Consider the following 17137-nt stretch of genomic DNA (forward strand, 5'->3'; position numbering starts at 1 on the left):
CCCCACCCCCGCCATATCGGCCAGCTCTTTCGGGGTGAACGCAAGGCCGCTAAACTCTTCCATCACGGCCAGAACCCTGCCACGGGCATCGGTCATCCGCTCGGGCTCTTTTGTGCCAAGTCGCAGCACGCGGCGCATCGACGGCGGATCCGACAGGCCCGGCGCGCGGGTGGCCAGCCGCAGCATGGCGTGCATCGGTGTCAGGGGGTAGTCTGCGGCCTTGCCCAGAAACTGCCGCATCTCTTCGCGCATAGGCGCCACGTCCAGCACCCGGATGACGCTGCGCAGCTTGGCCGAATCAAACCCACCTGCGCCCGGACCCCAGATTACCCCCAGAACCTTGCGCGGGCCCAGCGGCACCTCAACAAAGGCGCCCCGGAAACAGCCCCCCTCCGGCGCACGGTAATCCAAAAGCCGATCAAGAGGTTGCGCGGTCAAAACCGCCACCCTGTCACCCTGATGGAAAAAATCCTGCGCGCTCACCTGTGCTGTCTCCAAACCTCGGGGCTTTTTAATGCCCGCGCCATGCGCTAAAGGCTAGCGCAATCAAGGCCAAACTTTCCCAAAAGGATCCCTGCCGATGAAATTCTTTGTAGATACCGCCGAAATCGACGCCATCGCCGAGCTGAATGACCTCGGGATGGTGGATGGTGTGACCACCAACCCCTCGCTGATCAAGAAATCCGGTCGCGACATCATTGAGGTCACCAAAGAGATCTGCGCCATGGTCACCGGCCCCGTTTCTGCCGAGGTCACCGCGACAGACGCCGAGACCATGATCGCCGAGGGTCGCAAGCTGGTCGAGATCGCCGAGAACATCGCCGTCAAGGTTCCGCTGACCTGGGATGGCCTCAAGGCCTGCAAAACCCTGTCTGACGACGGCCACATGGTCAATGTGACGCTGTGCTTTTCTGCCAATCAGGCGCTGATCGCCGCCAAGGCCGGCGCCACCTTCATCTCGCCCTTCATTGGCCGCCTGGACGATATCAACCTCGACGGCATGGAGCTGATCAACGATATCCGCCAGATCTACGACAACTACGGCTTTGACACCGAAATCCTGGCGGCGTCGATCCGGTCCGCCAATCATATTTCTGGACAGCGCCCTCATCGGTGCCGATGTGATCACCGCCCCCCCTGCGGTGATCAAGTCCCTGGTCAACCACCCGCTGACCGACAAGGGCCTGGCAACCTTCCTCGCCGACATCAAGGCCGCTGATATCAAGATCCTGTAATCTTGCATGGTTAAGCTCCAGCATAAGCATGTCTGGAACTGGTGGCACCAACACCTTGGGGCCACTCTCAAGCACCACGGCTACATTCCCCACCCGGTTTACGAGCCCGGGTGGGATCCCTACAGTCAGAGCTACGAGGCTGAATTCACTCTTGGGCTGCAGCCAGACGGGCTACGACAGCTCCAAGCTTACTACATCTCATCGGCACGGCAACTTGGCCTCATCGCAACCCACTATTGGTGCACAAATGCGTCCCAGCGTTTCGCCAACATCTCGGAGCCGGGCGCATGGACTACGGCCACCCAAGGCCTTCCCTGGCGCCAAATGGATATCCGCGACAATCTCCGCGGCTGGACACTTCTCAGCTACACCAACAGGGTGAAATTCACCCGCGCAGGTGAGCCCAAAAATCTAGACAAGATTTGGCGAACACATCAACAGCCGCTTGAGGACCTGCTCCTTCACGTCGAAACTCCAGTTCCCGCACCAGACAGCTTTCGACCTCCGCTAAACCCAGCCCTTTCTGACTGACAGCTGAACGACACCACAACCCCTGACTGCGGGACAAGACTGTATCACAGTGGTGGGTTCGGGATTTACGGGGTCAAGGGGCGCCTTTTGGGCGCCCGCGCCCCCCGGCGCGGCTTGCGCTTGAGGCCGTTACTCCCAGTGCAAAATCGATGCGGCGCGTTTCAGGCAGCCCTGCTCTTAAACCGCTTCTCAGCCCCTTTTCTTCCTTTTTTTGCGCCGGGCAAAGCCCGGCGCCCCGCCCAACCGAGGCAATGGATCTGTGATCCAGCCGCCCTTGGGCGGGAGCGCGCCGCTGGGCTGTATTTGGCCTTTTCCGGACCGGAATGAATTTTTAGGCCGCATCGGCAAAAACCCGTGTTATAAACCGGCTGAAAGCCCAATCAGAGGTTCAAGAATGAGCAGCAGCACGCCACACTCGACACTCCCCTTCGCGACGCGATTCTGGCAAAGCCAGACGCGGTTCTCGACGATCAGGGCCTTATGAACGCTCTGGTTTCCGCCAATGAACGCGCCATGGGCTCCAATATCGTCGACCTGCGTGGCATCGCCATGGAGCGGATGGAAGCCCGGCTGGACAAGCTCGAAGACACCCACCGCTCGGTCATTGCTGCCGCCTATGAAAACCTCGCCGGGACGAATCAGATCCACCGCGCCATCCTGCGCCTGCTGGCTCCGGCCGACTTTGACGAATTTTTGCAGACCCTGAACAGTGATCTGGCTGAAATCATGCGCGTCGACACGGTGGCCCTGGTGCTGGAAACCATCCAGAACGATGGCGATGCCGCCGCCGCCCGCATGGGCGAGATGCTCAGGGTTGCGACCCCTGGCGATGTCGACAGCTATGTTACCAACCCGCGTGGCGGCCCCGCCCGTCAGGTCACATTGCGTCAGGTGCAGGGCGGCAGCCCGATGATTTATGGCGACAAGGCCGAGTGGATCCGCTCTGAGGCCTGCCTGCGGCTGGATCTCGGCAGCGGGCGTCTGCCGGGCCTGCTGGTTCTGGGCTCGGAAGATCCGCATCAGTTCACCCCGCAGCACGGCACCGATCTTTTGACCTTCTTTGCCGGCGTCTTTGAACGCGCCATGCGTCGCTGGTTGTCATGACCTGCGGGGAGGCCCTCTGGCTCCCTGACTGGACTGAGACTGACAGGTCTGTGACTGATAAGGCTGTGACCGATAAGCCTGTGACTGACAGGACTGTGATCCTGGCCCCCCCTGATGAGGCCTTCAGCCCATGAGTGCCTCAGCTGAACAAACGCTGCTTGTCTCGCCTGCCTGCCGTGATGCGCTGCAGCTTTGGCTACAGGGCCTCAGCGCGCTCGAAGGTGCTGCGGCCAATACCCTCAGCGCCTATCAAAGCGATCTGATCGGCTTTTTGGCCTTTATGAGCGAACACAGCGGTGCCCGGCAGGGATTGGGCGCTCTGGCACAGATCTCGACCTCGGATATGCGATCCTGGATGGCGCGCGAGCGCAACGCGGGCACCGGAGCACGCTCGCTGGCCCGCAAGCTCTCAGCCGTCAAAACCTTTTATCGCTGGCTGGCCGCGCGTGAAGGGTTTGAGCCAACAGCCGTTCTGGCCGCCCGTGCGCCCAAATTTCAAAAGAAACTGCCCCGTCCTCTGGCGGTTGATGCCGCCCGCGCGGTCATCGAGACCGTCGAGCTGCAATCAAGCCGCGATTGGGTGGCGGCGCGCGATGGGGCCGTGGTGACCCTGCTCTATGGCTGCGGGCTGCGGATCTCCGAGGCCCTTGGCCTTATGGGGCGCGCCGCGCCGCTGCCTGCCAGCCTCAGGATCATCGGCAAAGGCGGCAAAGAGCGGCTGGTGCCGGTCATCGACGCCGCGCGCAGCGCCGTGGATCGCTATTTGCAGCTGTCGCCACATCCGCGTGAAAACGACCAGCCACTGTTTCGTGGTGTCCGCGGCGGCGCCCTCAGCCCGCGACAAATTCAGGGCGTGATGGCGCAGGCACGGGCGCAGCTGGGACTGCCAGCAACGGCCACGCCCCATGCCCTGCGGCACAGCTTTGCCACGCATCTTTTAGAAGCCGGAGGCGATTTGCGCGCTATTCAAGAGCTTTTGGGTCATTCCTCGCTGTCGACCACACAGGCCTACACGGCGGTGGATACGGCGCATTTGATGGCTGTCTACAACCGCAGCCATCCCAAGGCCTAGCCACAGCCCCAAGGTCTGGCCATAGCCGCAAGGTCTGGCCACAGTAACGGTAACAGTATCAGCATCTGTATCAGTAAAGAGGCGCCGCATTGGCACTGCCCCTGCACCAGGGGTTCGGCCCATGCGACGCCTCTGTTTCAACTCCCAATCAGACAAACCCAAAGGGGAGATGCAGCCGGATCAGGCGGCTTTTTTCAGCGCCTTCAGCGCAGCCTTCAGTTTCTTTGCCTGACGCGCCAGCTTGCCCTGGCGCAGCTTTACTTCTTTTTTCAGCTCTTTGATTTTGGCCTTCTTGGACATAGTGATACCCTTTGCTCAAATTTTTGACATATCAGCCTGATGGCTAGCTACGAACTCACGGATAAACCGGCGCACTTCGCGGGCTGCACTGGTATCCAGCTCCTCGCAAAGCGCCACAAAGGTGTCGCGCTCGTCCTTTTTGATGCGAAGGACCAGTTGCGCATCTTTGCGCTTTTTGCCGGATTTTTCAGACTTGTTCATGCGCCATCTACCTCGGTGAGTGATACATTGCTAATACAACGCGCATGCATTGTATATACATTTTGGAAAACTCTATCAGCCGACACAAAGCCAGCCTGCGCCTGGGTCGCACAGCAAAGCCGTCAAACCTAAAGCCGCTAAAATTCGATATAAGTTTCACCCGCCAAAACATCTTCGGTTAAGGCTTGCGCCGTTATCTCTGGAGCCACCACTCGCTCCAGAAAGGACGCCCAAAATGACCGCACATCCGCTCGCGTTTCACCCCGCCCCTGCCGCGCCTGCCCCTGCCCCCTCCCAGATCCGGTTTCCGCGCCTGCCGCGCAAAATTCGCCGCCCAGACCTTCCCACCTCGGAAAGGCACAGGGCAGAGATGGTCTTTTTACAAGCAGAGATTGCCCTCACACAGGGTGGGCTTGCAGCGCAGACCGGTCAGGAATACCCGGCTTATTACCACTGAAGCCTTGCGGGCGCGGGTGAAAATTGCCATCAGAGGCGTATGACACCTCAGATCCGCGCCCTCTCCGTTCATCTTTTCACCGCAACCGGCGCCGTTTTTGCCATGTTGTCCATGCTGGCAGCGGTTGATGCCAAGTGGAGCCTGATGTTTGTCTGGCTGGTTGTGGCCTTTGCTGTGGATGGCATTGATGGCCCGCTGGCGCGTCACTATCATGTGAAACGCTACGCGCCGCAGTTTGATGGCGTGCTGCTGGATCTGATCATCGACTATCTGACCTATGTCTTTATCCCGGCCTTTGCCCTGTTCAAATCGGGGCTGATGGCGGGGTGGACCGGTTGGGTTGCGATCATTGTCATCACCTTTGCCAGTGCGATGTATTTTGCCGACACCCGGATGAAGACCAAGGATAATTCCTTTTCCGGCTTTCCCGGCTGCTGGAACATGCTCATCCTGGTGATCTTTGCGCTGGAGCCCAGCCACTGGACCATTCTGGTACTGGTCACGCTGCTGTCGGTTGCCATGTTCCTGCCGCTAAAATTCATTCACCCGGTGCGCACCGGGTGCTGGCGCAGGGTTTCGCTGCCCGTGGCGCTGGCCTGGACCTTTTTTGCCGGGTGGGCCGCCTGGGTTGATTTCCATCCGGAGAGCTGGGCGCATTGGGGCCTGGTTGTGACCTCGATCTATCTGATTTTTGTCGGCATCGCGCAGCAGATCATTCCAGAACGCCGCTAGCCTCACGTCGCTTGCCAGATACCGGGCCAGACGCTGCAGCATGGTCGGCAGGCGGCATGGTCGGCGCATAGCGCATAGGACTGCTTCAAATCAACAAGCCGGCCGCGCCTTCATGTTTCAACAGCGTGACCTTGGTCTCAACTCCGCCTCTGCCGGAAAAGCCCCCCAGCCCATTGACCCCCAGCACCCGGTGACAGGGAATGATCACCGGAATGGGGTTGGCGCCGCAGGCATTGCCAATGGGCTGGGGCAGTGCTTTGAGATCGCGACCAATGTCGCCATAGGTGCGGGTCTCTCCAAAGGGGATAGCCAGCATGGCATCACAGACTGCGCGCTGAAACTCCGACCCTGCCACCTGAAGCGGCAGGTCAAACACCTGCAGCTCGGCGGCGAAATAGGCCCGGAGTTGTTCTATTGCCCGGCTCAGCAGCGCTGTGGTGTCGCTGTTTTCCATCGCGCCAGGCCAGCTCGCAAATGGCGCCATCCAACTCTGTCACACAGAGGCTTCCAACGATTGTCGCAATGGTGGCTGAGGGCATAGGCAGTCGAATCCAATCAGGTCAATGGGTCAGGTCAATCGGCCAGGTCAATAGGACGGCGTTTGCGGGCAGTAAATCAGCCAGGACAGAGCAGGGACAGGCAAAAGACGCTCTTTTGGATAGGTCGCTATACAAACGGGTTCAGGCTGTGACCCAAGGTGGCGACATATTTTGCTAAAATCAGGCTAAAAACGAGCTTCAACACACGTAAGTAGGTACGTTCATGATCTCTGCACTGTCTTCTGGATTCCACGCAAACAGCCTGTTTTTGTCCAGCAAGGCCGGCGTGCCGGAGACAGATGCCAGCGCCAATGAAGGCAAGACGCAGGGCATGAGCCGGGCTATTCAGCGGCAAGTGGCGCTCTCGGCTGAGACGGCCCCTGTTGTGGTGGAGCTTCCAAAGGTTGAGTACGTGGGTCCGGCGCAGGAAATGGCACACAATCAGGCGCTGCAACGCGGCAGTTATTGCGAACAAGCCATCGCAGCAAAGCTCCTTGACCAAAACTCTGACTTTGCCCCCGGCCCAAAACCGACAAACAGGCTGATTGCCGAGCTCAACTACCTGAAGGCAGTCAACCTAATCAGCTAAAAGACGCCGGCCCTGTCCCGGCGGGCCGACCGACTGAAAGCCGCCCATAACAGATCCGCTGCAGAGGATCTGGGGCCTGCACAGCGACCAGACCTCCTGCGCTCTCAGGGAAACAGCGCTTTGTCCGCCCATCGAGAGCGGCCAAAGCGCAAAAAAGGCCCCCGTTTTCGGAGGCCTTTTTTAGTGTCGCCCAGCCTATTAGTGTCGCCCGGCCTAAAGGTCGGAGACGATGTCAACCTTCCCGATCAGACGCCGTCAAGGGCGGCGTCACAGCGACCGCAGACACCCGCATGGCTGTGGCGGCCCACATCTGGCAGGATCTTCCAGCAGCGTTGGCATTTGTCGCCTTCGGCCTTTTCAAACACCACCGAGATCCCCTCGACTTCGGGCATACGGAAGGCCTCATCCGGGGCCGGGTCCCCACTGAGGGCAATGTCCGAGGTGATGCAGACATCGGCAAAATTCACCGATTTCAGCGCCGCCAGCACCTCTACATCCCGCAGATGCACCACCGGATTGGCCTCAAGCGAGGCGCCGATCACCTTGTCGATCCGCTGGATTTCCAGCGCCGCAGTCACCACGCGACGCGCCTGACGGATCTTGGTCCACTTGGCCGCCAGGGGCTCGTTCAGCCAATCTGCAGGCGTGTCCGGAATATCCGTCAGATGCACCGAGCTTTGTTCGCCCGGGAAACGCTCAAGCCAGACCTCTTCCATGGTGAACACCAGGATTGGCGCCAGCCAAGTGGTGAGCCGGTGGAACAGAATGTCGAGCACGGTCCGCGCCGCACGCGCATTGAGCGTGTCGCCATCGCAATAGAGCGCATCCTTGCGCACATCGAAATAAAAGGCCGAGAGATCAACGGTGGCAAAGGTGAAGATCGCCTGCCAGACACCATTGAAATCAAAGGCCTGATAGCCGCTGCGCACCTGATGATCCAGCTCGGCGAGACGATGCAGCACCCATTGCTCCAGCTCGGGCATATCGGCGGCATCCACCCGTTGATCCTCGCTAAAGTCATGCAGCGAGCCCAGCATATAGCGCATGGTGTTGCGCAGCCGGCGATAGCTGTCGGCGGTGCCTTTCAGGATCTCAGGGCCAATGCGCTGGTCCGAGGTATAGTCAGTCTGCGCCACCCAGAGACGCAGAATATCGGCGCCATATTGCTTGATGATCTCTTCGGGCACGATGGTATTGCCGAGCGATTTGGACATCTTGTTGCCCTTGCCGTCCAGCGTGAAGCCATGGGTGACCACATTGCGGTAGGGCGCGCGCCCCGTGGTGCCACAGGCCTGCAACAGCGACGAGTGGAACCAGCCACGGTGCTGGTCGGTGCCTTCCATATAGACATCAGCGATGCCGTCTTCGGTGCCATCCTTGCGGTCGCGCAGCACAAAGGCATGGGTCGAGCCACTGTCGAACCAGACATCAAGCACGTCAAAGACCTGCTCCCAGTCATCTGCAGTGTAGCCATCCCCCAGAAAGCGCTCTTTGGCGCCTGTCGCATACCAAGCATCGGCACCTTCGGCTTCAAACGCGGCCACGATGCGGGCATTGACCGCGTCATCGCGCAGGATAAAGCCCTCATCCGTTGGCAGCAGACCCTTTTTGACAAAACAGGTCAGTGGCACACCCCAGGCGCGCTGGCGCGACAGCACCCAGTCCGGGCGGCTTTCGATCATGGAATAGAGCCGGTTGCGGCCCTTTTGCGGTGTCCATTTCACCAGCTCGTCAATCGAGCGCAGCGCGCGTTCGCGGACCGTGGTGCCCATCTCGTCCTGACCATCGCCAACGGCGCGGTCCACCGCAGCAAACCATTGCGGCGTGGTGCGATAGATGATCGGCGCTTTTGAACGCCAGCTGTGCGGGTAGCTGTGCTTGATCTTGCCACGGGCCAGCAGCCCGCCGACCTCGACCAGCTTGTCGATCACGGTCTTGTTGGCATCGCCTTCGCCGCCCTTGCGGTTGAGGATGTATTTGCCGCCAAAGAACGGCAGGTCCGCCCGGAAGCCACCATCATCCATGACGTTATAGGTGATCACCTATTCCAGCATCCCAAGATCACGGTAGAGCTCAAATTCCTCCATACCGTGGCTTGGCGCGCAGTGGACAAAACCGGTGCCCTCTTCATCGGTCACGAAAGGCGAGGCACGGAAATCACGTGGCGCGTCCCATTCGCCATTGCTACCCTCTGCGCCAGCCAGCGGGTGCGACAATTGCAAGGTCGCCAGCTCATCCGCGGGCACGGCCCGGACGCGGCGGTACATGCCATCCTCAAGACGCGCGCGCGACATCACATCGCCTGCCAGCTTGTCGGCCAGCAAAAAGCGGTCGCCCTTGGCGGCCCAGCATTCTTCGGGCGCGTCGGTCACCTCATAGAGGCCGTAATCAAAGCTGTCGCCATAGACCACGGCCTTGTTGGACGGAATGGTCCAGGGGGTGGTGGTCCAGATCACCACATTGGCCCCGGCCAGATCATCAGCCAGATCATCAGAGCCGCCGGTAACGGCAAATTTCACCCAGATGGTGAAGCTGTCCTTGTCCTTGTATTCCACCTCAGCCTCGGCCAGGGCGGTCTTTTCAACCGGCGACCACATCACCGGTTTCGAGCCCTGATACAGCGTGCCGTTCATCAGGAACTTCTGGAATTCTGCCGCGATCACCGCCTCGGCGTGGAAATCCATCGTCAGGTAGGGATCCGCCCAGTTGCCGGTGATGCCAAGCCGTTTGAACTCTTCGCGCTGGATATCGACCCATTTGTCGGCAAAGGCGCGGCATTCCTGACGGAACTCAACCACATCAACGGCGTCTTTGTTCTTGCCCTTCTTGCGGTACTGTTCTTCGATCTTCCACTCGATCGGCAGGCCATGGCAATCCCAGCCCGGCACGTAACGTGCGTCAAACCCCATCATCTGGTGGCTGCGCACGATCATGTCCTTGATTGTCTTGTTCAGCGCGTGGCCGATGTGCAGATGACCGTTGGCATAGGGAGGACCATCATGCAGCGTAAAGGGCGTGCGGCCTTCTTTTTCGCGCAAACGGTCATAGACGCCAATCTTGGCCCAGCGGTCCAGCCAGTTGGGCTCGCGCTTGGGCAGGCCTGCGCGCATCGGGAAATCGGTTTTTGGCAGGTTCAGGGTCTGTTTATAGTCGTGGGTCTCGGGTGTGTCGGCGCACATGGGTGGCGTCCTTTGGATGATCTGGTCGAAAAACAGGGTTGCTCGGTTCGGCGCGATGGCTCAAGCGCCTTTGCCCGGCGGCTCAATCAATCAGAGCGCCGGGGATATAATTCGCATAATGTTGGCCGCACGGTGGGACATGGGGGCCTTATAGGCCGACCGGGAGCCGGGGTAAAGCACCGATGGACTGCCCGGATCACCGCAGCCTGTGACGCCTTTTGCACCACAGAGTGGCCACACCAAAAGCCCGGCAGAACCGCGTAAAAAGCCCCCGAGCCCTGCATAGTGCGCATGACTTGGCAAAGACTTCACAAGGGTCAGAAAAATTTCACACGGCTCAGCAAGAGTGGCCAGCCAGATTTGCCACTGTGCGCTTTGTATCGCACGCGAAACATCGGACCCTGCGGCTCAGAGCTGAAACAGGCTGCCAACACCGTAGGCCAGCGCAGCAGCAGCCCCCCCGATTGCCAGGGTTTCAAACCCCGAGCGCCACCAGGGCGCCAGAGACCAGCGGCTTTTTAAAGCGCCGATGCCAAAAAAGGTCGCCAGCGTCAGCCAGACCGACAGCGAAAACGCGGTCTCCAGCCCAAAGAGAAACGGCACAAGCGGCACCATGCCGGCCGCCAGAAAGGCGAGGAAGGTGGCAATGGCTGCGCGCATCGGATCAGGGTCCACCGGGCCTGCGCCATATTCGCCCTCCATCATCAAATTGATCCAGGCCTCATGGTTGGCGCAGATCGCATCGGTCGCCGCCTCAAGGACCGGACCCGACAGGCCTTTGAGACGCAGGATCTCGCGCACTTCGCCGCGCTCACCTTCGGGGTATTTGACAATATGGCGCTCCTCGACCTGGCGCAGGCGCATCAGGTTGTCCACTTCTGCCTTAGTGCCCGAATAGTTGCCGGCCGCCATCGAAAACCCATCTGCCAGAACATTGGCGAGGCCAAGGGCGACGATAATCGTCGGCGACAGCCCGGCGCCGGCCACGCCCGCGACGATGGCAAAGGTGGTGACAGATCCGTCAATGCCGCCGTAGACCACATCCCGCAGCACGCCGCGTCCTGTCGGCGCGCCAATCCGGTCGCTGATCTCCTGCGGGCTGTGGCCATGCTCTGAGGGATCAGGCTCTGTCTTGGTGGGCTCTGACATGGCGGGCGCTCCGTGTTGCTGGCTGGCATAAACCTAGCGCGGAGTGCACCGGTTGCCTTGCGCCAGATTACCGCTGCCTCTACCTATTGCCCAGCCCAGTTTCTCAGCCCAGTTTCTCAGGCCAGTTTCTCGGCCCAGCCACTGGCTCTCAACGCAGTCTCTGGCAAAGCTGTGAAACCGCAAGACAGGACGACGCAATGCCCCCCGAGACGCAGAAACTGTCACAGACGCAGACGCAAACCCAGACACAGGCCAGCGATCACCCGATGAAGCGTTTTGACATCACAGCCGATGAGATCGACCGGATTGTGCAGCTGTTTTACATGCGCATTCGCGCCCATGCGGAGCTGGGACCCGTTTTTGCGCTCTACGTGCCGGATGGTGACTGGCCCGCCCATGAGGCCAAGATCGCCCGGTTTTGGCGCAACGCAATCCTGCGCGAGAAATGCTACAACGGCAATCCGATGCGGGTGCATGTGTCGCGTCCCGAAATCCAGGCGCACCATTTTGCCCAATGGCTGAGCCTGTTCCACGAGGTTTTGCGCGCCGAGTTGCCCGAGGCGATTGCCCTGCAATGGGGTACATTGGCGGACCGGATCGGCGAAGGCTTTCGCACCGGCATTGTCGCCATGCGCCAGCCTAGGGATGCGCCACCCCGACTGTTTTAACCCACAGCAGCTGCAACGTCTGTTTCAGTCTTTGTCCGCTATTTCACGCCGGAACAAACCAGCCAAGGCACCTTTGATCACCTGACGGATCGAGGGGCGATGCGCCTTTGAGAAGGGCATCGGACGGCAGACCTCCATGGCGGCAATGCCAACGCGGGCTGACAATGCACCATTGACCACCCCCTCGCCAAAACGCCGCGACAGTTTGGACAGAACAGAGCCCCCCAGTACCGATTCAAGCAGATCATCCCCCGCCGCAACCGCGCCCGTGGCGGCAAGATGCGCCAGCACCGCGCGGGTCAGACGCCAGGAGCTGAACAGCCCCGAACGCCCACCATAAATCTGCGCCACCTGCCGGATCATCCGCACCGACGCCAGCAGCGCCACCACCACATCCGCCAGCGCCAGCGGCACCAGAGCTGTGACCGTGGCCACCTGACGCGCCGCCGCCTCAACCTCGCGCAGCGCACGGGCATCCAGCGGCACCAGCAGCTCTTCCTCGGCCAGCATCAACAGGGCATCCGCGTCCAGCACATCCGCCTTACGCTCAGCCAGGCGCGCCAGCTGCCAGCCGAGATCCGCGCGGCCAGAGTAAACCCTTCAAGCCGCGAGACATGCGCCCGTGCCGCAGCAATGTCGCGCGTCGCCGCAGGGGCGCTCTGGCGCAGATAGTCCACCCGTTTGAGCCGCGAGAGCGCGGCCAGTTCGCGCAGAACCATGATCAGTGCTAGCGCCAACGCCAGCGCAAATCCCGCACTGACAGCCCAGCCCAGAAGCGGCAGCCGCGGGATCAGCCCCATGGCAAAATCCCAGGCAGCCAGCGAGATCACAGCCCCCAGCAGCGCCAGAACCAGCCCCCAGAACCAGCGCGCCAGCCGTGAGGGTCGCCGCGCCGCGCCCAGAGCCGCCCCCGCGACATCTGATGCAGGCACAGCGCCCCTGCCCGTCTGCGCCATATCCGGCACTGGATCCGGCACTGGCGGCGCCTCGCTCACCTGCGGCTGCGGGTGCTGCTCTTCATCCAGCTCAAAAACCACCGGCCCCTGTGTGGGGCGCTCTCCTGAGTTATCTGTCATACGCTCTGTCATGTGCTGCCCTCCCCGGCAGCCTGGCTCCAGAGGTATTCTATGTCGGGCAAACCCTCGTCGTTGCGGGCACCATCACTGCGCTGTTGCTCTTTAAATCCTTCGCGCAGATAGAACCGTTGCGCGCCTGTATTGGCCTGAAAGGTCCAGAGGCTCAGGCGTGGCTTGGCGCTCTTGGCGACATCCAGCAGCAGCTTTCCTATGCCTTGCCCGCAGATTTCAGGCGTCACATAGAGCGCGCAGATCTCCTCACCGTCCCGCGCCAAAAAACCCAGCACCTGCGGCCCATCATAGGCCACGGTGACCCAGCCGCGATCAATCATCACCCCGCAAAAGGCCACGGCCTCGGCGCCGCTGTGCTGCTTTGGCATCCAGGGGGTTTCCACCTCGAACCGGTGCAGGATCTCGCCGATCTTGCCGGCATCGGTTGAGCGCGCGTTGCGCAATCGGGGTGTCATAGCTGGTCTCCAATCAGGAATTCCGCCGCCCGGTCAAGCCGGATATGCGGCGGCCCATCGCCCGGCCTCAGGCTGAGCTTCGCCGGGGCGAACTGCATGGCCTGATAGTCGCCGCCCAGCCAGCGCGTCGCCCCCTGACGTGCCGGGGCCAAGAGCTGCGCCGGATCATCCGGTAGTGCGCCGGGATAAAACGCCGCCTGCCGGCCTGTCTGCAGCAGCCAGCCACGTACGCAGGCCAGTTCGGCCCCATCATGCGGGCGCATCTCTTCTGTCGTGGCGCGCAATGAGGCCAGCGCCAGCGCGGCTGTCTCGGCGCCGGCAAACTGCGCCCGGTCGCGGGCTTCGCGGGTGAGCGCTTCGATGATGGCGCTCATTTGTGGGTGCTGCAGGTGGTGCAGATGATCTGCCTTGGTGGCGGCAAACAGGATTTTCTCCACCCGTTTTCCGCGCAACAATGAGGTGAGAAACCCGTTGTGACCGGGGCGAAAGGCCGAGAGCACATCGCCCATGGCTTGGCGCAGGTCCTCGACCGCCTGTGGTCCGGAATGAATGGCGCTGAGCGCATCCACCAGCACCACCTGCCGGTCAATCCGGGTAAAATGGTCGCGAAAAAATGGCTGCACCACCTTGGCCTTATAGGCCTCATAGCGGCGCTGCATCTCGCGCCACAGACTGCGCCGGGCTGGTGCCTCTTCAACAGGCAGTGGGCCAAAGGTCAGCACCGGCGAGCCTGCGAGATCGCCCGGCAGCAAAAAGCGCCCCGGAGAGCAGTCGTAAAACCCGGCACCGCGCGCCGCGTTCAGGTGGCGGGTGAATTCGGCCGCCAGTGCCTGCGCCTGTGGCTCGTCATGGGGTGCCGTGGCCTCGACCGTGGTCAGCATTTGCAAAAATTCAGCCGCAACTGGGCGGGCTGGCAGGCGGGCCAGCACCTCGGCCGACCACTGCGCATAGCTTTTGTCCAGCAGCGCCAGATCCAGCAGCCATTCACCCGGGTAGTCAACAATATCCAGATGCAGCCGCCGCGGCCCCTGCAGCCCAGAGAGCAGCCCCCTGGGGCGCAGTGTCAGGCTGAGGCGCAGCTCCGAGACCGCCCGCGTGCTGGCGGGCCAATGTGGCTCTGGTCCTGTCAGGGCTGCAAGGTGATCTTCATAGGCAAAACGCGGCACGGTATCGTCGGGCTGCGGCTGCAGATAGGCGCTGTCGATGCGGCCCGTACGCGCCGCCTCAAGCTGCAACATGCGGCCCCGGTTCAGCAGATTGGCCACCAGAGAGGTGATAAACACCGTCTTGCCCGCCCGCGCCAGACCGGTGACGCCCAGCCGCAGCGTCGGCTCAAACAGGCGCGACGAGACGCTGTTGCCAAGGCTGTCCAGCCCGCGAAAGGCTCCCTCGGCCATTGTCGATAATACCACGCGCCTCACCTGCCCCGTTTGTTCCCGCTCCAAGATAGGCAGCACCGGGGGTGGTTTCCAGAGCATACGGGCACTTGCCTCAACTCTGTTGCCGGGTTACTTGCCCGCCCATGCCACGTTTTGCTCTTAAAGTCGAATATCACGGAAAGCCCTTTGCCGGATGGCAGCGGCAAAAAGATCAGCCCTCGGTGCAGGGCGCGATCGAGGCGGCGCTTGCGCGGCTGGAACCCGGGCCGCACACCATTGCGGCGGCCGGCCGCACCGATACCGGCGTGCACGGGCTGGGCCAGGTGGCCCATTGTGACCTGACCAAGGACTGGAGCCCGTTTCGCCTGTCAGAGGCGCTGAACTATCACCTGAAGCCGGCGCCGGTGGCGATTGTCGACTGCGCCCTGGTACCTGACGACTGGCACGCGCGGTTTTCCGCGATCGAGCGGCAGTATCTGTTTCGCATTCTGGTCCGGCGTGCGCCCGCCACCCATGACGCGGGTCAGGTCTGGCAGGTAACGCAGGATCTTGACGTGGCAGCCATGCAGCAGGCGGCCAACCATCTGCTGGGCAATCATGATTTTACCACCTTCCGCTCGTCTATCTGTCAGGCGCAAAGCCCGCAAAAAACGCTGGATGAGTTGCGGCTTGAACAGGTGCAGGGCCTGTCTGGACCCGAGGTGCATTTCCACGTGCGCGCCCGCAGCTTTTTGCACAATCAGGTCCGCAGCTTTGTTGGCACGCTGGAACGGGTTGGCGCGGGCAGCTGGGATCCTGTGGATGTAAAGACCGCCCTTGAGGCCCGTGATCGCGCCGCCTGCGGCCCGGTCTGCCCCGGACATGGGCTGTATCTGGCACGGGTTGGCTATCCTGACGATCCGTTTGCCGTGGACCTGCAGCACGCATAAAAAGCCTCTGCGGCAAGGTCGCATATGTTGCGCGTGGCCAGCCTGACTGGCCCCCAGCGTCCTGACAGACACTGGCCGACACGGAACAGACCACGGAACAGACAATGGCCGACACGGAACAGATACTGGACAGACACGGGCCTAAAGGCCCATGCCGCTTTTTCCTGGGTCGTCAGACCTTTTCCTGGGTGTACTTTCGCAGCTCACCACGGGCGACCTGACGCCGGTGCACCGCATCGGGGCCATCGGCCAGACGCAGGCTGCGCACATGGGTCCAGGCATTTGCCAGGGGTGTATCCTGACTGATGCCCTGGGCGCCAAACATCTGCACAGCCTCGTCGATCACCTTCAGGGCGACGCGGGGCGCCACCACTTTGATCTGGCTGATCCAGGGCGCTGCCGCGCGGCCGTCGCCCTGATCCATATACCAGGCCGCCTTGAGGCAGAGCAGGCGCGCCATCTCAATCTCCATGCGGCATTCCGCAATAATGTCAAAGTTGGCCCCCAGATGCGCCAGCTTTTTGCCAAAGGCCTCACGCTGCAGCGAGCGTTTGCACATCTGCTCCAGAGCTGATTCCGCCTGACCAATCGCGCGCATGCAGTGGTGAATCCGTCCAGGTCCAAGGCGGCCTTGGGCGATTTCAAAACCGCGCCCTTCGCCGAGCAAAATGCTGTCGGCAGGCACCCGCACGTTGGTGAAGCGGATATGCATGTGGCCATGCGGCGCATCATCGTGGCCATAGACCTCCATTGGCCGCAGCACCTCGATGCCTTCGCTGGCGGCAGGCACCACAATCATCGACTGACGCTGGTGCTTAGAGTGCTCTTCGCCGCCGGTTTTCACCATGACGATATAGACCTTACAGCGCGGATCACCCGCCCCCGAGGCCCACCATTTTTCGCCGTTCAGCACATAGTCATCGCCGTCGCGCACGCAGGACATCGACACATTGGTGGCATCCGAGGAGGCCACGTCAGGCTCGGTCATCAGATAGGCCGAGCGGATCTTGCCCTCCAGCAGCGGCGCCAGCCACTCTTTCTTCATCGCCTCGGTGCCGTAGCGCTCAAACACTTCCATATTGCCGGTATCAGGCGCCGCACAGTTGAACACTTCGGCTCCCAGCGGCGTCTTGCCCATTTCCTCGGCAAAATAGGCGTATTCAACGGTCGAAAGGCCAAAGCCCTTGTCGCTGTCGGTCAGCCAGAAGTTCCACAATCCCTGCTCTTTCGCCCTGGCTTTCAGCCCTTCAAGGATCTCAGACTGCCGCGCAGTATACTGCCGGCGGTCGCCCTTGCCGAGTTCGGCCTGATATTCGGCCTCCAGTGGCATGATCTCGTCACGCACCATGGCGGCAACCCGGTCCAGCAGCTTGCGGTTCTCTGCCCGCATGCCAAAATTCATATCCATCGTAAATTCTCCTCCACTGCCGCTTTCGCTTTTGCAAAAACCATGGCTTAGTCGCCCAAGACCTGTCCAGCACAGTGACGGAACGTCACCGGGGGACAAGGGAAAAACATCGAAGGGAAACG

The 17137-nt window shown here is 61.2% G+C and carries 13 protein-coding genes and 4 pseudogenes; 8 read left to right on the forward strand and 9 right to left on the reverse strand.

Annotation, left to right across the window (positions count from 1 at the left end; genetic code table 11):
* A partial coding sequence (locus B4968_RS06665) for a primosomal protein N' family DNA-binding protein (RefSeq protein ID WP_479559042.1) occupies positions 1-483 on the reverse strand: 483 nt, incomplete at its 3' end.
* 97 nt (positions 484-580) lie between these two features.
* On the opposite strand from B4968_RS06665, the pseudogene fsa reads away from it, so the two are divergent.
* The 3 genes and pseudogenes from fsa (at position 581) to B4968_RS06685 (ending at position 3942) form a co-directional block, all read left to right on the forward strand.
* Positions 581-1235 (forward strand): annotated as a pseudogene (gene fsa / locus B4968_RS06670) (fructose-6-phosphate aldolase).
* A 1011-nt stretch (positions 1236-2246) separates the two neighbouring features.
* On the forward strand, positions 2247-2870 hold the full coding sequence (locus B4968_RS06680; RefSeq protein ID WP_139792620.1) for a DUF484 family protein: 624 nt from the start codon (positions 2247-2249) through the stop codon (positions 2868-2870).
* Positions 2871-3000: 130 nt separating this feature from the next.
* A complete protein-coding gene (locus tag B4968_RS06685) occupies positions 3001-3942 on the forward strand; it encodes a tyrosine recombinase XerC (RefSeq protein ID WP_083097657.1) in 942 nt (313 codons plus the stop codon).
* 315 nt (positions 3943-4257) lie between these two features.
* On the opposite strand, the gene B4968_RS06690 is transcribed toward B4968_RS06685, so the two are convergent.
* Entirely contained in the window at positions 4258-4443 is a 186-nt protein-coding gene (locus B4968_RS06690) for a hypothetical protein (protein WP_083097659.1), read from the reverse strand.
* A 235-nt stretch (positions 4444-4678) separates the two neighbouring features.
* On the opposite strand from B4968_RS06690, the gene B4968_RS06695 reads away from it, so the two are divergent.
* Both B4968_RS06695 and B4968_RS06700 read left to right on the forward strand, forming a co-directional pair.
* Positions 4679-4900: a hypothetical protein gene (locus B4968_RS06695; RefSeq protein WP_083097661.1), complete on the forward strand. Its 222-nt coding sequence runs from the start codon at positions 4679-4681 to the stop codon at positions 4898-4900.
* Positions 4901-4939: 39 nt separating this feature from the next.
* Entirely contained in the window at positions 4940-5632 is a 693-nt protein-coding gene (locus tag B4968_RS06700; protein ID WP_083097663.1) for a CDP-alcohol phosphatidyltransferase family protein, read from the forward strand.
* Positions 5633-5717: 85 nt separating this feature from the next.
* On the opposite strand, the pseudogene B4968_RS06705 reads toward B4968_RS06700, so the two are convergent.
* Positions 5718-6171: pseudogene (locus B4968_RS06705) on the reverse strand (methylated-DNA--[protein]-cysteine S-methyltransferase).
* 223 nt (positions 6172-6394) lie between these two features.
* Here B4968_RS06705 and B4968_RS06710 point away from each other — a divergent pair.
* Positions 6395-6760 (forward strand): hypothetical protein, encoded by a 366-nt coding sequence (locus tag B4968_RS06710; protein WP_083097665.1) that lies wholly within the window; start codon positions 6395-6397, stop codon positions 6758-6760.
* A 245-nt stretch (positions 6761-7005) separates the two neighbouring features.
* Here the strand turns inward: B4968_RS06710 and ileS are convergent.
* Positions 7006-9939 (reverse strand): annotated as a pseudogene (gene ileS, locus B4968_RS06715) (isoleucine--tRNA ligase).
* A gap of 408 nt (positions 9940-10347) precedes the next feature.
* Positions 10348-11088, reverse strand: coding sequence for a VIT1/CCC1 transporter family protein (locus tag B4968_RS06720; RefSeq protein WP_083097667.1), 741 nt, complete (start codon positions 11086-11088; stop codon positions 10348-10350).
* 266 nt (positions 11089-11354) lie between these two features.
* Between B4968_RS06720 and B4968_RS06725 the strand changes: the two genes are divergently transcribed.
* Positions 11355-11756, forward strand: a complete 402-nt coding sequence (locus tag B4968_RS06725; RefSeq protein WP_083097738.1) for a group III truncated hemoglobin — start codon at positions 11355-11357, stop codon at positions 11754-11756.
* 24 nt (positions 11757-11780) lie between these two features.
* Here the strand turns inward: B4968_RS06725 and B4968_RS06730 are convergent.
* The 3 genes and pseudogenes from B4968_RS06730 to B4968_RS06740 all read right to left on the reverse strand — a co-directional run bounded on the left by B4968_RS06730 (position 11781) and on the right by B4968_RS06740 (position 14711).
* Positions 11781-12832: pseudogene (locus B4968_RS06730) on the reverse strand (YcjF family protein).
* Positions 12833-12840: 8 nt separating this feature from the next.
* Positions 12841-13299, reverse strand: coding sequence for a GNAT family N-acetyltransferase (locus B4968_RS06735; RefSeq protein ID WP_083097669.1), 459 nt, complete (start codon positions 13297-13299; stop codon positions 12841-12843).
* Complete coding sequence (locus B4968_RS06740; RefSeq protein WP_083097740.1) at positions 13296-14711, reverse strand: YcjX family GTP-binding protein; 1416 nt, start codon at positions 14709-14711, stop codon at positions 13296-13298. The genes B4968_RS06735 and B4968_RS06740 overlap by 4 nt, the downstream gene beginning before the upstream one ends.
* A gap of 110 nt (positions 14712-14821) precedes the next feature.
* Here B4968_RS06740 and truA point away from each other — a divergent pair, with 110 nt between their 5' ends.
* The gene (truA, locus tag B4968_RS06745; RefSeq protein WP_083097671.1) at positions 14822-15607 is read left to right on the forward strand and encodes a tRNA pseudouridine(38-40) synthase TruA; all 786 of its coding nucleotides are present in this window, start codon (positions 14822-14824) and stop codon (positions 15605-15607) included.
* A 172-nt stretch (positions 15608-15779) separates the two neighbouring features.
* Here truA and B4968_RS06750 read toward each other — a convergent pair whose 3' ends face one another.
* A complete protein-coding gene (locus B4968_RS06750; protein WP_083097673.1) occupies positions 15780-17015 on the reverse strand; it encodes an acyl-CoA dehydrogenase family protein in 1236 nt (411 codons plus the stop codon).
* Between the last annotated feature and the right edge of the window lie 122 nt (positions 17016-17137).

Origin of the sequence: Pseudophaeobacter leonis (genome assembly GCF_002087335.1) — a bacterium.
GTDB lineage: Bacteria > Pseudomonadota > Alphaproteobacteria > Rhodobacterales > Rhodobacteraceae > Pseudophaeobacter > Pseudophaeobacter leonis.

Coding starts and splice junctions, on each gene's coding strand:
- B4968_RS06680 (WP_139792620.1), top strand. CDS start 2,247: ATGAACGCTCTGGTTTCCGCCAATGAACGCGCCATGGGCTCCAATATC.
- B4968_RS06685 (WP_083097657.1), top strand. CDS start 3,001: ATGAGTGCCTCAGCTGAACAAACGCTGCTTGTCTCGCCTGCCTGCCGT.
- B4968_RS06690 (WP_083097659.1), bottom strand. CDS start 4,443: ATGAACAAGTCTGAAAAATCCGGCAAAAAGCGCAAAGATGCGCAACTG.
- B4968_RS06695 (WP_083097661.1), top strand. CDS start 4,679: ATGACCGCACATCCGCTCGCGTTTCACCCCGCCCCTGCCGCGCCTGCC.
- B4968_RS06700 (WP_083097663.1), top strand. CDS start 4,940: ATGACACCTCAGATCCGCGCCCTCTCCGTTCATCTTTTCACCGCAACC.
- B4968_RS06710 (WP_083097665.1), top strand. CDS start 6,395: ATGATCTCTGCACTGTCTTCTGGATTCCACGCAAACAGCCTGTTTTTG.
- B4968_RS06720 (WP_083097667.1), bottom strand. CDS start 11,088: ATGTCAGAGCCCACCAAGACAGAGCCTGATCCCTCAGAGCATGGCCAC.
- B4968_RS06725 (WP_083097738.1), top strand. CDS start 11,355: ATGAAGCGTTTTGACATCACAGCCGATGAGATCGACCGGATTGTGCAG.
- B4968_RS06735 (WP_083097669.1), bottom strand. CDS start 13,299: ATGACACCCCGATTGCGCAACGCGCGCTCAACCGATGCCGGCAAGATC.
- truA (WP_083097671.1), top strand. CDS start 14,822: ATGCCACGTTTTGCTCTTAAAGTCGAATATCACGGAAAGCCCTTTGCC.
- B4968_RS06750 (WP_083097673.1), bottom strand. CDS start 17,015: ATGGATATGAATTTTGGCATGCGGGCAGAGAACCGCAAGCTGCTGGAC.